Source organism: Streptomyces sp. NRRL F-525 (assembly GCF_000716605.1).
GTDB lineage: Bacteria > Actinomycetota > Actinomycetes > Streptomycetales > Streptomycetaceae > Streptomyces.
On record NZ_JNXE01000001.1, the window covers coordinates 502,991 to 518,188 of the forward strand.

General features: G+C 71.3%; 14 protein-coding genes. 6 read left to right on the forward strand and 8 right to left on the reverse strand.

The genetic code is table 11. The annotated features are described in order from the left end of the window. Positions 1-131 precede the first annotated feature (131 nt). Positions 132-1,322 (reverse strand): cytochrome P450, encoded by a 1,191-nt coding sequence (locus OO69_RS02220; RefSeq protein WP_051800720.1) that lies wholly within the window; start codon positions 1,320-1,322, stop codon positions 132-134. 309 nt (positions 1,323-1,631) lie between these two features. Here OO69_RS02220 and OO69_RS02225 point away from each other — a divergent pair, with 309 nt between their 5' ends. The 6 genes from OO69_RS02225 (at position 1,632) to OO69_RS02250 (ending at position 7,178) form a co-directional block, all read left to right on the forward strand. Further along, complete coding sequence (locus OO69_RS02225) at positions 1,632-2,417, forward strand: DUF899 family protein (protein ID WP_033278583.1); 786 nt, start codon at positions 1,632-1,634, stop codon at positions 2,415-2,417. 78 nt (positions 2,418-2,495) lie between these two features. Continuing rightward, complete coding sequence (locus tag OO69_RS02230) at positions 2,496-3,980, forward strand: purine-cytosine permease family protein (protein WP_033278584.1); 1,485 nt, start codon at positions 2,496-2,498, stop codon at positions 3,978-3,980. Next, entirely contained in the window at positions 3,977-4,531 is a 555-nt protein-coding gene (locus OO69_RS02235; RefSeq protein WP_033278585.1) for a cysteine hydrolase family protein, read from the forward strand. The genes OO69_RS02230 and OO69_RS02235 overlap by 4 nt, the downstream gene beginning before the upstream one ends. Beyond that, positions 4,528-5,235, forward strand: coding sequence for a GntR family transcriptional regulator (locus OO69_RS02240; protein WP_033278586.1), 708 nt, complete (start codon positions 4,528-4,530; stop codon positions 5,233-5,235). Before OO69_RS02235 ends, OO69_RS02240 begins: the two co-directional genes overlap by 4 nt. Before the next feature lie 27 nt (positions 5,236-5,262). Next, a complete protein-coding gene (locus tag OO69_RS02245; protein ID WP_033278587.1) occupies positions 5,263-6,267 on the forward strand; it encodes an ADP-ribosylglycohydrolase family protein in 1,005 nt (334 codons plus the stop codon). Continuing rightward, positions 6,264-7,178, forward strand: coding sequence for a PfkB family carbohydrate kinase (locus tag OO69_RS02250; protein WP_033278588.1), 915 nt, complete (start codon positions 6,264-6,266; stop codon positions 7,176-7,178). Before OO69_RS02245 ends, OO69_RS02250 begins: the two co-directional genes overlap by 4 nt. Positions 7,179-7,191: 13 nt before the next feature. Here OO69_RS02250 and OO69_RS02255 read toward each other — a convergent pair whose 3' ends face one another. From OO69_RS02255 to OO69_RS02285, 7 genes are all read right to left on the reverse strand, one after another. Continuing rightward, positions 7,192-8,613, reverse strand: coding sequence for a family 2B encapsulin nanocompartment shell protein (locus tag OO69_RS02255; RefSeq protein WP_033278589.1), 1,422 nt, complete (start codon positions 8,611-8,613; stop codon positions 7,192-7,194). A gap of 214 nt (positions 8,614-8,827) precedes the next feature. Beyond that, on the reverse strand, positions 8,828-10,210 hold the full coding sequence (locus OO69_RS02260) for an FAD-binding oxidoreductase (protein ID WP_033278590.1): 1,383 nt from the start codon (positions 10,208-10,210) through the stop codon (positions 8,828-8,830). A gap of 28 nt (positions 10,211-10,238) precedes the next feature. Then, positions 10,239-11,345 (reverse strand): acyl-CoA dehydrogenase family protein, encoded by a 1,107-nt coding sequence (locus OO69_RS02265; RefSeq protein WP_033278591.1) that lies wholly within the window; start codon positions 11,343-11,345, stop codon positions 10,239-10,241. Next, the gene (locus OO69_RS02270; protein ID WP_033278592.1) at positions 11,342-12,349 is read right to left on the reverse strand and encodes an ABC transporter substrate-binding protein; all 1,008 of its coding nucleotides are present in this window, start codon (positions 12,347-12,349) and stop codon (positions 11,342-11,344) included. Before OO69_RS02270 ends, OO69_RS02265 begins: the two co-directional genes overlap by 4 nt. 42 nt (positions 12,350-12,391) lie before the next feature. Next, a complete protein-coding gene (locus OO69_RS02275; protein WP_033278593.1) occupies positions 12,392-13,492 on the reverse strand; it encodes an LLM class flavin-dependent oxidoreductase in 1,101 nt (366 codons plus the stop codon). A 24-nt stretch (positions 13,493-13,516) separates the two neighbouring features. Then, a complete protein-coding gene (locus OO69_RS02280; RefSeq protein ID WP_033278594.1) occupies positions 13,517-14,485 on the reverse strand; it encodes an ABC transporter substrate-binding protein in 969 nt (322 codons plus the stop codon). After that, positions 14,482-15,198 carry an ABC transporter ATP-binding protein gene (locus OO69_RS02285; protein WP_033278595.1) on the reverse strand — a complete coding sequence of 239 codons (717 nt, stop codon included), beginning with the start codon at positions 15,196-15,198 and terminating at the stop codon, positions 14,482-14,484. Before OO69_RS02285 ends, OO69_RS02280 begins: the two co-directional genes overlap by 4 nt.

A 15,198-nucleotide genomic window follows, 5' to 3' on the forward strand; every position in this document is an offset into this window, starting at 1 on the left:
GGGAGCCGGCCGCTCGGTGGTTCCCCGCGCCGGGCCGGTCAGATGTGGTGGTACAGGTACCAGAACTGTCCGTACGAGCCTCGGATGTTGAGGACGGACTTCGCCTTGAGATACAGGGCGTGCATGTGCGTTCACCTCCTTCCGGGACGGTCGGGGCGGGCGCTCAGCACCGCGGTGAAACGCGGTGGAGCGAGCGCCGGGCCCACCTGGGGGCCGGCGCCGTCATGGGTGACCGACAACCGCCAGTCACGGGTGATCAGTTCGACGAGGTCTTCGAGGAGCCGCATGGTGACGGTCGCCCCGGCGCAGGTGTGCGGCCCGTACCCGAACGGCAGATACGCCGCGTCCGGCACCGCCCCCGCCCAGCGCTCCGGCACAAACTCGTCCGGGCGCTCCCAGTACCCGGGATGCCGGTGCACCAGATAGGTGCAGACGGCGAGGAGGTCACGCGGGGTGACCTCCGCCCCGCCGAGCGTCTGCACATGGCTCGGGGTCCGTGCGAACAACCACGCCACCGGCCAGAGCCGCAGCGCCTCCCGCACCGTCCAACTCGGCTCCGCCGCCTGGCAGTCGGGGTGCGTGCCGAGCAGGTGGACGGACCATCCGAGCGCGAAGCCGACCGAGCCGACGGTGGCGAACAGGAACGAGAGATACACCTCGGCGAGATCCTTCGGGTCCGCCCCGGGCTCGCTCTCGTCCACGACGACGTCGAGCAGGTCGCGTGGATCGCGGGTGGGATCCAACTGCCCCTGCCGGTCGCGTATTTCGGTGTGCAGGAAGTTCAGCGCGCGGCGCCGGAAGAGCAGTCGGGACGGCGGCGAGTGGCGGTGCCGGGCGCCCGCCAGCACCGCCCGGCGGACGATCTGCCCGACGGTGGCGTGCAGTTGGGGCGGCGCGTCCCGGTGCAGCAGGACGTCCCGCAGATGGCGCAGGACGAGCAGGTTGCCGGCGTCGGGCCAGACGGCGCTGGGGGCGAGGAGTTCGGAGACCAGGCCCGGCAACTCCGCTCGCCGGGCGTCCAGATGACGGCGTATCAGGGCGCGGGCCGCACGCCCGATCCGGATCTGCGCCGCACGGGGTCCGAAGTCGCCGTGGCGGGTCTTGTAGAAGTCGGACGCCTCGACGACGGCCGCGTCCCGGTTGCCGAGCACCGCCCGGGCGGACTCCGGGTCGGCCACGCACATCGTGCCCATGGCCGAACGCCACACGTCGTGCGTCCCGTCGAACTCCGCGCTCAGCAAGGACAGCGTGTCGCGGGCGCGGCTCTTGCGGGGAGTGCGGGCGGTCTCGCCGTACCCCTGACGCGTCCCGGACGACTCCATGGCGGCCTCCTTCGAGATCGCGGAAGCGCGGCACCCGTGGTGCGGTACGTGGCACGCCCCGACCGATGGGAACAGCCTGCGGACGGTTCGCCGACGTGTCGCGTGCTGTGCCGGTGAGCGGAACAGCGGGGTGCACCCACATGTGGTGCCGCCATGTGTGGTGCCGCCACATGTGGGAAACCGTGGCCGACGCCCTGCCCACCCCGATGAGTTTCGGCCCCGCCCGGAGTCTGATCCGGTGAGCGCCGTAGTACGCCCTACGAAGTACGCCCTACGCCGCCGCCCGACCCGACTCACCACGGAGGACCCATGACGACCACACCCGGCACCGGTAGCAGCAGCGACCTCCCCGGCAAGCCGCCCGTCGTAGACATCGCCACCTGGAACGCGGCGCGAGACGAACTGCTGCTCCGGGAGAAGGCGCACACCCGGGAGGGAGACGCGATCGCCGCGGCCCGGCGGCGCCTGCCGATGGTCGAGCTCGACGGGAAGGTGGAGGTCGTCGGCGCCGACGGACCGGTCCCGTTCCTCGACCTGTTCCAGGGGCGCGACGAACTCGTGGTGTACCAGCACATGTGGCACGACCACGCACCCCACCAGGGCCAGTGCGAGGGCTGCACCACCACGGCCTGGCACATGAAGGACGCGGTCTATCTCAACGCCCGGGGCGTCTCGTACGCCGTCCTGACCACGGGTGCGTGGGACGAGGTCGCTCCCTACGTCGAGTTCATGGGGTACACCGAGCCCTGGTACTCGGTACGCGGCCTGGACGCGCCCATCGGCGGCGGGATGGGGCACATCCTCGCCTTCCTGCGCGACGGCGACCGCGTGTTCCTCACCTACTCCACCACGGGCCGCGGCAACGAGCCCGTCAACAGCTCCCTCGCCCTGCTCGACATGACGCCGTACGGCCGCGGCGAGGCCTGGCAGGACAACCCCGAGGGCTACCCGCCCGGCCGTGACGCCTGCTGGTACTGGCGCTCGGACGCCGACGGGAACGCCACCTGGGGCGGGACCAGCCGTCCCGTCCCGCAGTGGACCCGCCCCGGCGTGACCCCCGTGGAATCCCTGGGCCGCCACGGCGACTGCCACTGACGCGGAGCGGTCCGCTCTTGACGCCCCTCGTCACCCCACCTAGCCTCGACTGAACACGTCTAGACAGGTAGGTCGACGATGGCGGACTCCTCCCAGACATCCCAGTCCCGGCAGCTCCAGGTCGAGACGCACGGCCTCGACGTGATCGGCGACGCCGAGCGCAAAGGCACCCCAAGTACCTTGTTCTGGCCGTGGTTTGGAGCGAATGTCTCCATCCTCGGACTGAGCTACGGCGCCTTCGCGCTCGGCTTCGGGATCTCCTTCTGGCAGGCGCTCGTCGCCGGCGTCATCGGGATCGTCTTCTCCTTCCTGCTCTGCGGATTCATCGCGGTCGCCGGCAAACGCGGCTCCGCGCCGACGATGGTGCTGAGCCGCGCCGCCTACGGCGTGCGCGGCAACCGGCTGCCGTCGGTGATCTCCTGGGTCCTCACCGTCGGCTGGGAGACCGTGCTCACCGCCCTCGCGACGATGGCCACCGCGACCGTCTTCAGCAGACTCGGCTGGGGCGGCGGCACCGAGACCAAGGTGGTCGCGCTGATCCTGGTCGGCGCGCTCACCGTCGTCGGCGGAGTCATGGGCTTCGACCTGATCATGCGGCTCCAGACGGTCATCACCGTCGTCACCGGCGTGCTCACGATCGTCTACATCGCGCTCGTCGCCGACCACATCCACTGGAGCACGGTCAGCGCCGTACCGGCGGGCTCCGCGCAGGAGTTCATCGGCGCGCTGGTGTTCATGATGACCGGCTTCGGCCTCGGCTGGGTCAACGCGGCCGCCGACTACTCCCGTTACCTGCCCCGGAGTTCTTCCAGCAGAGGCGTGATCGGCTGGACGACGTTCGGCGCCTCCGTGGCCCCGCTGCTCCTGCTGGTCTTCGGCCTGCTGCTCGCCGGTTCCTCCAGCACGCTCAACAAGGCGGTCGCCGCCGACCCGATCGGCGCGCTGACGACGATCCTGCCGACCTGGTTCCTGGTCCCGTTCGCCGTGGTCGCGGTCCTGGGCCTGGTCGGCGGCGCGGTCCTCGACATCTACTCCTCCGGCCTGGCCCTGCTGTCGGCCGGACTCCGGATCCCGCGCTACCTCGCCGCCCTCGTCGACGGCGTCCTGATGATCGCGGGCTCCGTCTACATCGTGTTCTTCGCCGACGACTTCCTCGGCCAGTTCATGGGCTTCCTCACCACCCTCGGCGTCCCCATCGCCGCCTGGTCCGGCATCATGCTCGCCGACCTCCTCCTCCGCCGCCGCGACTACGACGAGGGCGACCTCTTCCGCCCGAACGGCCGCTACGGCGACGTCCAGCCCACGCCCCTCCTCCTCACCCTCGCCGCCACCGCGATCGGCTGGGGCCTGGTCACCAACACGGCCGCCAGCTGGCTGAGTTGGCAGGGCTATCTCCTCGACCCGCTCGGCCTCGGCGGCAAGTCCGGCTCCTGGGCCTACGCCAACCTCGGCGTCCTGATCGCCCTCGCCCTCGGCTTCCTCGGCACCCTCGCGCTGGGCCGCGCCCGCGTCCAGCGGCAGGAAGCGGAGGCCCCGAGCCAGGAGGCGGTGCCCGCCGTATGACCACCACGACCGGCCACCTCGCCGTCATCGACATGCAGCGCGTCTTCGCCGAACCCGACAGCCCCTGGGCCACCCCCCGCTTCGCCGAAGCGGCGGCAGGCGTACGACGACTGCTGCCTACGTTCGCCGAACACGTCACCTTCACCCGCTTCCTGGCCCCCGAGAAACCCGAGGGCGCCTGGCGCGCCTACTACGACCAGTGGCCCTTCGCCCTCCAGCCGCCGGACGCCCCGCTCTGGCGACTGACCGACGAATTCGCCGCCCAGGCAGGGCACTTGGTGGACGCGCCCACCTTCGGCAAGTGGACCCCGGAACTCGCCGAACGCGTCGCCCCCACCGGCCGCCTCGTCCTCGCCGGTGTCAGCACCGACTGCTGTGTCCTGTCCACGGCACTCGCCGCCGCCGACGCCGGAGCCGAGGTACTGGTCGTCGCCGACGCCTGCGCGGGCGTGGACGACGACTCCCACGCCAAGGCGTTGCACGTCATGGATCTCTACCAACCCCTGATCCGGGTGGTCACCGTCGCCGAGGCGGTCGGGGAGAGGTCATGACCGCCGTCCGGCTCAAACACCAGCGCATCACCGAGGTCCTCGCCAAGGAGATCCGCAGCGGCCACCGCCCCGCCGGCGAACAACTCCCCGGCGAACACGCCCTGGCCCAACGCTTCGGCGTCAGCCGTACGACCGTCCGCGCGGCCCTCGCCGAACTCTCCGAAGCCGGCCTGATCGCCACCCGCACCGGCAAGGGCTCCTACGTCCTCTTCGACGGCCGCCCCCTCGACGACCGCCTCGGCTGGGCCCACGCGCTGGCCACCCAGGGCATCGACACCCGGGTGCGGACCCTCGCGGTGGATGCCCGGAGGGACGAGCGACTCGCCCGTCAACTCACCCTGAACACCACCGAGTTCGTGTGCGTGGAGCGGATACGGGAACTGGCCGCTGACGCGGTCGTCGTGTCGTACGAACGCAGCTTCCTGCCACCCGTGCCCGGGGTGCGGGACCTGCCCTCCCGGGGGCTCGGGCAGGAGTCGCTGACCGACGTGATGCTGCGGGCCGGGCTGCGCGCCGACCACGGAGAGCAGCGGGTGAGCGGGCGGCGGATCGACGGGCGGGAGGCGGAGCTGCTGCGCCGCGAACCGGGTGACTGGTTCCTCGACACGCGGCGCACCAGCCGGGCGGCCGACGGTTCCTTCGTCGAACATGTCGTGAGCCTCCTGGACCCCGACCACTTCCAACTGACCCTCGAATTCGGCTGACCCACGCCTCGGCCAAGGAAAGTGCACATGACCCTCCAGAGCCGCGCCACCGGAGCCCTTCACGGACTCGCCCTCGGCGACGCCCTCGGCATGCCCACCCAGATGCTCTCTCGCCCACAGATCACCGCGCGCTACGGCCCGTTCCTCACCGGCTTCCAACCGGCCGACCCCGACCACCCTCTCGCCGCCGGGATGCCGGCCGGAGCCGTCACCGACGACACCGAACAGGCCCTGCTGCTGGCCGAGTTGCTCCTCGACGGCAAGGGCCGCGTCGACCCGGCGGAACTCGCCCGGCGCCTGGTCGCCTGGGAGGACGACATGCGGGCCCGGGGCTCGCTCGACCTCCTCGGACCGTCCACCAAGCGCGCGGTGGAACTCGTCCTCGCGGGCACCCCGGTCGACGAGGTGGGGCGCTACGGCACCACCAATGGCGCGGCGATGCGGATCGCGCCGGTGGGTATCGCCGTGTCGGTCGCCGCCCCGGCCGAGTTGGTGGACCGGGTGGTCGAGGCGAGCAGCCTCACCCACAACACGGGGGTCGCGCTCGCCGGTGCCGCGGCCGTGGCCGCCGCTGTGAGCGCGGGAGTTGACGGGGCGTCGGTTCCGGAGGCGGTCGAAGTGGCCGTGTCGGCGGCCCGGTTGGCGGCGGGGCGCGGACACTGGGTGGCCGCCGCCGATGTCGCCGAGCGGATCGTCTGGGCGACCGGGCTGGTGCGCGGTCTCACCGAGGCCCAAGTCTGCGAGCGCGTCTACGCGTTGGTCGGGACGAGTCTCGCCACGCAGGAGTCCGTGCCCGCCGCCTTCGCCGTCCTCGCCGCCTGCCCCGACGACCCCTGGCGGGCCGCGCTGCTGGCCGCGTCCGTCGGCGGTGACTGCGACACCATCGCCGCGATCGCGGGTGCCGTCGGCGGCGCCTGCCACGGGGTGGACGCCTTCCCGGCCGACGCGCGGGAGACGCTCGTACGCGTCAACCCGAAGCTCCAACTGGACGCCACAGCCGCCGCGTTGCTCGAACTTCGGACCCGGACGTGAGCACCAGGCTGTGGCACCTCGGCAACGTCGTCGTCGACCTGGTCCTCGACGTCCCCGCCCTTCCCGAGCGCGGCGGCGACGTCCTCGCCACCCGCACCGAGCACACCCCCGGTGGCGGCTTCAACGTCATGGCAGCCGCCGCCCGCCAGGGACTCGCGGTGACCTACGCCGGAGCGCACGGCACCGGCCCCCTCGGCGACCGGGCCCGCGCCGCACTGCACGCCGAAGGCATCGACGTCCTGCTCGCACCGCGCCCGCAACCGGACACCGGCTTCGTGGTCTGCCTGGTCGACGCGGACGGCGAGCGTACCTTCGTCACCAGCCCCGGCGCCGAGGCCACCCTGACCAGCGCCGACCTGGCCGAACTCCGGCCGGGCGCGGGCGACTTGGTCTACGTCACCGGATACAGCCTGCTCTACGACAGCAACCGCACCGCCCTGCTCGACTTCCTGCCCCGACTCGACCCGGTGGCCACGCTGGTCACCGACCCGGGACCGCTCGTCCGCGAAATCCCCGCTGAGGCCGTGGAGTTGCTGCTCGCCCGTTCGGACTGGTGGAGCTGCAACGCCCGCGAGGCCGCGCTGCTTACGGGTCTCGATGATCCGGCCGGGGCCGCCCGCGCGCTCCAATCCCGGCTGGGGCGCGGCTCGGTGCTCGTCCGTACCGGGCCCGAGGGGTGTCTCCTGCACCACGGCGGACGGCTTGTCGCCGTCCCCGGGTTCGCCGTCGACGCCGTCGATCTCAACGGCGCCGGCGACGCTCACACCGGGGTGTTCATGGCCGCCCTGGCTCGGGGTGTCGACCCGGTGGCCGCCGCTCACCGGGCCAACGCGGGCGCCGCCCTGGCCGTCACCGTGTCGGGACCGGCTACGGCGCCGGACGCGGCACGACTGGACGCGTTCCTGAACTAGCCCTGTCTCACGGTCAGTTGCCGTCCCGGCGGGAGACCTCGACGTTCTCCAGGATGCCGATCGCGTCCGGCACCAGGACCGCCGCCGAGAAGTAGGTGCTCACCAGGTAGGAGATGATCGCCTGCTCGTTGATGCCCATGAACCGTACGTTGAGGCCCGGTTCGAGCTCGTCCGGGATGCCCGTCTGGTAGAGGCCGATCACGCCCTGGTCGTCCTCGCCGGTGCGCATGGCGATGATCGACGACGTACGGGACTCGTTGACCGGGATCTTGCCGCACGGCAGCAGCGGTACGCCGCGCCAGGCGGGAAGGTGGTGGCCGCCGACGTCGATGCCGCTGAAGTAGACACCCCGCTTGTTGCACTCGCGGCCGAACGCGGCGATCGCTCGCGGATGGGCGAACAGGTAGCGGGTGTCGCGCCGCATGCTGAGGAGTTCGTCGAGGTCGTCGGGGGTCGGCGGGCCGGAGTGGGTGGAGATCCGCTGGTCGTAGTCGGCGTTGTGCAGGAGGCCGAAGTCCCGGTTGTTGACCAGCTCGTTCTCCTGCCGCTCGCGCAAGGCCTCGACGGTGAGCCGGAGTTGCTGCTGGGTCTGGTTCATCGGCTGGTTGTAGAGGTCGGTGACGCGGCTGTGCACCTTCAACACGGTCTGGGCGACGCTGAGTTCGTACTCGCGCGGGGCGAGGTCGTAGTCGACGAACGTGCCCGGGAGGTCCGGCTCGCCGACATGTCCGGCGCTGAGCGCGATCGCCGCCTCGCCGAACGGGTTGACCGGGCCGTGCTCGTCCGCGCCGACCGACTCGACGTGCGCGCTCAGCTCCGGGTGCCGTTCCGCGACCGCCTGGTACGCCGAGTGCGGCAGCGCCAGCACGGTGGTGGCCGTAGCCGCGCGGGCCGTGAACTTCCAGGTGCTGTCGGGGTCGGCGAGCACCTGGCCGCCGAAGGTGTCCCCGTCGGCCAGCAGGCCGGCGACCGCCTCGTCGCCGTAGGGACCCTCGCCGAGCTGCTCCACCTTGCCGTGCGCGATCAGGTACACCTGGTCGGCGGGGCGGCCCGCCTCCACGATCAACTGGCCCGGTGTGAACTCCCGTTGCTCGAACCGCTCGGCCAGCGCGCCGAGCGCGTCGGTGTCCGTGAAGCCGCGCAGCAGCGGGAGTTCGCTCAACTCGGCCGGGACCACCCGCACTTGTGCGCCGGTCTGGACGAACGTCACCCGTCCGTCGCCCCGCGTGTAGGACAGCCGGCGGTTGACGCGGTAGGTTCCGCCGGGCACGTTCACCCAGGGCAGCATGCGGGTCAGCCAGCGTGAACTGATGCCCTGCATCTGGGGTTCGGACTTGGTCGTGGTCGCCAGAGTGCGTGCCGCGGCGGTACCGAGGCTCTGCTGTTCCCGCTCCTCGGCGCCCGCCTCGGGCGCGGTACCGGTGTCGACCCACATGGTGCCTTCTCTCCTGTCGCACGGGTGACGGGGCGGTTGTGTCCGTTGACGGGACGACCGCGTCCGTCACATTCCGTGCGTAGAGCTACCCGTTGCCGGTCACGACGAGTGATGACTTCGGACGGCGGTCGAGGCACATGCCATTCGCACGTGCTCCCGCACCACCCTCGGATCACTCGCCCTCACCCGTTCGGCGGTATCCGATCCGGCGTGCTCAGAGGGTCTTTCCGGGGTTGAGGATGCCCCTGGGGTCGAACGCCTCCTTGAGCCGTCGCTGCAACGCGTGGGCGGTGGGCCCGAGTTCGTCCGCCACCCACTGCCGCTTGAGCACGCCCACCCCATGTTCACCGGTCAGCGTCCCGCCGAGCCGCAGTGCCAGCGCGAAGATCTCGCCGGCCGCCTCCCAGGCCGCGTCCGGCAGCCGGTCCAGGGTCGGATCGACCACGATGATCGGATGGAGGTTGCCGTCCGCCGCGTGCGCGAGCGTGTAGACCGGCACGTCGTGCCGGGCCGAGATGGCGCGGATCTCGCGGACCGCCTCCGCGAGCCGCGAGCGCGGGACGGCGATGTCCTCGATCAGCGGCCGTCCCAGCCGCTCCAGCGCGGGCAGGGCGAGCCGTCGGGCCGCGAGCAGGGCCTCCGCCTCGACCGGGTCCGCCGTGGTCTCCACCGACGTGGCCAGCGGCGCCAGCACCCGCGCGACCTGCTCCGCCTCGATCGCCGCCCCCGCCCCGTCGCACTGCACCAGCAGCAGCGCCGACCCGCGCTCGCCCAGTGCCGGATCGACGGCCCGCAGCACCGGCCCGTCGAGCAGCTCCGCGAGCGCCGGTACGACCCCCGCTCGCCCGATCGCGTACGACGCCTCGGCCGCCGCCTCGAACGAGTCGAAGTAGGCGGCCAGCGTCGCGGTCGCCACCGGCACCGGACGCAGCCGCAGCGTCGCCGAGGTGATGACGGCGAGGGTGCCCTCGGAGCCGGTCAGCAGCGCGGTGAGGTCGTACCCGGTGACCCCCTTCACGGTACGGCGGCCGGTCGTGACCACCGTCCCGTCGGCGAGCACGGCCTCCAGACCGAGCACGCTGTCCCGCGTGACCCCGTACTTCGCGCACCGCAGCCCGCCCGCGTTGGTCGCGATGTTCCCGCCGATCGTCGAGATCGCCGCACTCGCCGGATCGGGCGCGTACCGTAGGCCGTGCTCACACGCCGCCCGGTCCAACTCGGCGGTGATCACGCCCGGTTCGACCACCGCGAGCTGGTCGTCGGCCGACAGTTCGAGGATGCGGTTCATCCCGGACAGGTCCAGCACGAGCACCCCCTCACCGGCCGACGCCCCGCCCGACAGACCGGTGCCCGCACCGCGCGGCACCACCGGCACGCGGAGCGCGTGCGCGTGCCGGAGCGTGACGGTCACGTCCTCGGTGCGCCGCGCGTGCACCACGGCGAGCGGGACACCGTCCGGGCGGGTGCCCGAACGGTCCGTGGTGTACCCGCCCAACGTGCGCGGGTCCGTGGCCAGTTGGTCGGGCGGCAGATCCCGGGCGAGCAGACCGAGGAGCCGGGCGGCGGCGGTGGGGGTGGTGGGGGGAGCTGTGGTCACCGGTTCCGTACCTTCACTGTGCGTGCCTTCACGGATTCAACGCCTTCGTTCCGATCGCGAGCAGGGAGATGTCCTCCTGTGGTGCGTGCACGGGGGCGCACTGGATGTCCCGGAAGTGCCGCTCCAGCGGATTGCCCCGCGCGAGCCCGGGATTGCCGAGGAGTCGCACGGCGAGTTCCACGGCCCGTACTCCGTTCCGGTCGGCCAACACCCGTGCCCCCAGGGCCTGTTCGGGGGCGTAGGTGGAGTCGCCGGCATCCACCCGGGCGGCCCCGCCGAACACCAACTGCTCGGCACCGGCGAGCAGCACCTCGATCTCCCCGGCGGTCCTGCGGAAGCGTTCCGTACGGGCCACCGGATGACCGAGGTTGGCGGGCACGCGCGCGTGGGCGAACGTGTGGAAGAAGGACTGCGCGGCCCGTGCCACCCCCAAGTAGAGGGCGGCGAGGGGGAGATGGAGAGAGGCGCCCGCCCGGTTGTCCTGTTCGGCGGACGCGCCGTACGGGCCGATGCCGATGACGTGCTCGTACGGGATCTCCACGTCCCGGAACGTCACGTCGTGGCTGCCGCTGGCCCGCAGGCCCAACTGGTCCCACCGGCCCGCGATGTCGATGCCGGGGGAGCCGCCGGGAACGAGGAAGGTCCCGACACGCGGTTCCGGTTCGTCGGTCGTGGCCCACACCAGGAACCAGTCCAGGCCCTCCGCGCCGGTCACGAAGCGTTTGGTGCCGCTCAGCGACCAGCCGTCCGGGGTGCACCGGGCGAGCGTCGAGGGGAGCCCGCCGCGTGCGGGGGAGCCCAACTCGGGTTCCACGCGTGCGTGGTTGACGAGCACCGGCCGCTCGAACGACTCCTTGACCACCCGCGCGTACAACTCCTCGGGCCAGTGCGGCTGTACGGCCTGCCGGGCGTGCGTGTTGAGGGTCATCGCCGCGATCAGGGCCACCGACGGGTCGCCCTGCCCGATCCGGTGGAGGATGCGCGCGCTCTCCTCGACCCGGGCGCCCCGGCCGCCGTAGGACTCGCCGATGGTCGCGGTGAGGAGTCCGGCCTCGTGGGCGATGCGGAGGGAGTCGGCGGGGAAGGCGCCCGACTGGTCGTAGCCGGCGGCCAGTTCGGCGATGCGGGCGGTCACAGGGCCTTCTTCAGGTCGGAGTTGAGTGCGGTGGTCCAGAAGGACTTCACGTCCAAGTGCTTCTTGAGCGCGCCGAGTTCGGTGAAGGCGTCGGCCACCTTCTGCTGGGAGGCGATGGTGTCGGCGCCCACCGTCCTTGCCTGGGTGGGGCGTTGCTTCTGCGCGGCGACCAGGTCCGACTTGGCCTGCGCCACGGGCTGGTGGGTGGCGTCGGCGGTGACCTTCGCGAAGCCGTCCTCGTGGCCGTCGCGGACGTAGGCGTACGCCTTGGAGATCCGGGCGATCAGGTCCGCGGCGGCGGCCCGTTGGGCGGGGCTCTTGAGGACGCTGTCGCGGGCGGACCAGAGGAAGTTGCCGGAGAGGATGTCCGCGCCGGAGCCGACCGTGGTCGCGCCCTGCTGGTGGGCGGTGATGATCGACGTGCCGTAGGAGGCGAAGGCGTCGATGGAGCCGCCGTTCAGGGCCGCGAGGCCGTCGTTGGGGAGCAGCGGCTTGGCGTCGATGTCGGACCACTTCAACCCGGCCCGCTTCAGCAGCTCGTAGAGGAAGTAGTGGGCGGTGGTGTTCTGGACGTAGCCGACCTTCTTGCCCTTCAGGCCGGCGATGTCGGTGACCTTGGAGCCCTTGGGGACGATGACTTCCTGGTTGAGGGTGGTGCCGCGCTGGACGGCCACGACCTTGAAGTTGGGGTTGCCGTCGGCCGCCGAGAAGAGGGGCGGGATCTCGCTGGAGGAGGCGAGGTCCAGTGCTCCGGCGCGGACGGCCTGGAGCTGCTGGTCGCCGCCCTGGAACAGGCTCCACTTCACCTTGTACGGCGTGTCGTCGAGGTGGGCGTACTTGAGGACGGCCTCGCCGACCTTCCAGCCGGTGTCGCCGACCCGGAGGGTGACGGAGGAGACGTCGGACGAGGACTCGGCCTTCGCGCTGCCTCCGCAGGCGGCGGCGAAGGGGAGCAGCAGGGCGACGGCGGCGGCGGACGCGCGCAGGGAACGGCGGAACAACACGGGGTCTCCATAGGGGAGTTCGCAATCAGGGAGGGGGACAGGTCAGGCGGCTTGTGAGGTCGTCGCGCGGTGGGCGAGTTCCTGGCGGACCAGCGGGAGCACGTGACGGGCGTAGTCGATCGCGTCGTTGAGCGGGTCGTAGCCGCGGATCGACAGCAGGTCGCAGCCGATGTCGACGTAGTCGAGCAGCGCCTGCGCGACCGTCTCGGGCGTACCCACAAGGGCAGTTGACGCACCGGCGGCGTTGGTGGCGACGGCGGGCGCCGTCCACAGGCAGCGGTCCTGGACCTCGCCGCGCTCGGCGATGTCGAGGAGGCGCTGCGAACCGACGTTCGCCGGGCGGCCCGTGGTGCGGTAGTGGCGGAGCAACTCGGTGTTCCTCGCCTGGTCCTTGAGGACGCCGAGGGTGCGGTGGGCCTTCTCCCAGGCGAGTTCCTCGGTGGGCGCGATGATCGGGCGGAACGACACCCAGATACGGGGATGCGGGCGCCCGGCAGCATCGGCGACCGCGTTGACGGAGGCGATCTGCTCGGCCGTCTCCTTGAGCGGCTCGCCCCACAGTCCGAAGATGTCGCCCTGCTGCCCGCCCACCCGGTACGCGTCCTGCGAGGAGCCGCCCACCGAGATCGGGACGAGGCCGTTCACCGGCTTCACGTCGGAGTAGTAGCCCTCGAACTTGAAGTGCTTGCCCTCGTGCGAGACCGGCCCCTCTGCCTGCCACACCTTCCGCAGGATCTGGATGTACTCGTCCGAACGCTCGTACCGCTCCGCCTTGTTGAGGTAGTCGCCCTCCCTGCGCTGCTCCTCGTCGCTGCCGCCGGAGATGATGTGCAGCGTCAGCCGGCCGTTGCTGATCTGGTCCAGCGTGGCCAGGGCGCGGGCCGCGTGCGTGGGGAAGATGACGCCGGGCCGGTGCGCGAGGATCGGGCGGACGCGCTCGGTGTGGGTGGCGACGAACTGGGCGACCTGGAAGGCGTCGGGTGACGCCGAGTGATAGGCGACCAGGGTGTGGTCGAAGCCGCCGTCGTCCAACGCGCGGGCGTACTTGCGCAGATGGTCGACGTCGAAGCCGGTACGGCTCGCGGCGGCGGGACCCGAGGCCCCGGAGTCGGTGTGGACGGCGCTGATGAACTCGACAGGCATGAGCGAACTCCTAGGAAGGAAAGGTCACTTGAGCAGTGAGGTGTCGGCGGACTTGGCCACGTCGACGTTCGGGTCGAGGACCCCGATGCTGTTCATGAGGTCGGCGACCTGCTGGACGGTCGTGTCGACGTCCGAGGTGACCGGCAGCACCTGGCTGTAGGCGGCCGAGGCGAGGGTCTTGGCGACCGTGGCGTCGGCGCCGTTGCGCTGCTCGATGGCCTTCGCGTACGCGTTCTGGTGGGTGCTGGTCCACTTCAGCGCCGTGCTCAGACGCTGGAGGAAGTCCGAAAGGGCCGTCTTCTTCGCCGAGTTGGCGAGTGCGTTCTCGGAGGCGTTGATGAAGCCGTAGCCGCTGACCCGGCCGTCCGCGCCGTCGACGAGGAGCTTGCCGCCCTGCTCCAGGCCGACGGCCTGGTAGACACCGAACGTCGCCCAGATCTTGACCTTCCCGGAGGCGAAGGCGGCCTGCGCGTCGGTCGGCAGCAGGTACTGCACCTTGACGTCCTTGTAGCTGAGCCCGTTCTGCTTCAGCACATTGGCCAGCAGATACTCCGAGATGCTGCCCTTCGCGGAGGACACCACGACCTTCTGGCCCTTGAGGTCCTTCACGCTGTCGATGCCGGAGTCCTTGCGGACGACGATCCCGACATGCGTGCCGTCGTTCTTGAGGGCGGCGACGTTCTTGATCTTGACACCGCCGCTGAGCGCCTGGAGCGCGGGCAGGTCGGCGGAGTACCCGGTGTCGGCGGCGTCCGCCTGCACGGCCTGGTAGAGCGGGGCCGCACCCTGGAACTCGGCCCACTTCACCTTGTACTTGGCGCCCTTGAGCGCGTCCGACGCGGCGATGATCGTCTGGAGCGTCTTGGCCTGGTCGCCGATGGTGAGGGTGACCTGCCCGCCGGCGGAGGTGTCCGCCGAGGAGTCGGCACCGCAGGCGCTCAGCGCCAGCAGGGCGGTCATGCTCAGGGTGGCGGCGGCGATTCTGCGGATCACGAGGGGGTTCCTTCCAAAGTACGGGTCACGCCGAGCCAGTTCAGGAGGCGGGCGCGCAGGGTCACGAACTCGGGGGCGGTCAGATCACGGGGGCGGGGCAGGTCGACGGTCACCTCGTGGGCGATACGGCCCTCGTCCATCACCAGGACCCGGTCGGCGAGCAGCAGCGCCTCCTCCACGTCATGGGTGACCAGGAGGATCGCGCACCCGTGCAGCCGCCACAGCTCGGCGACCAGCGCCTGCACCTTGCCCCGGGTCAGCGCGTCCAGCGCGCCGAACGGCTCGTCGAGCAGCAGGAGTTCGGGCTCGCGGACGAGAGCACGGGCGAGCGAGACGCGCTGGGCCTGGCCGCCGGAGAGTGTCTTGGGCCAGACGGTCGCGCGCTCCGCGATGCCGACCTCGTCCAGCGCCTTGAGCGCGAGAGCCCGGTCCGGACGCCCCGGCAGCCCGAGCACGACGTTGCGCCACACCTTCAACCACGGGAGCAGCCGCGGCGATTGGAAGGCCGCGCTGCGCCGCGCGGGCACGGTCACTTCGCCGCCGATCTCGTCGTCGAGCCCCGCGAGAATCCGCAGCAGCGTCGACTTGCCGCAGCCGCTGTGCCCGAGCAGGGCCACGAACTCGCCCTCGCGGATGTCCAGATCGAGGTCGTGCAGGACGGTGTTGCCGTCGAAGGCCCGCGAAAGCCCCCGAATCTCAACGGAGTTGGCCAT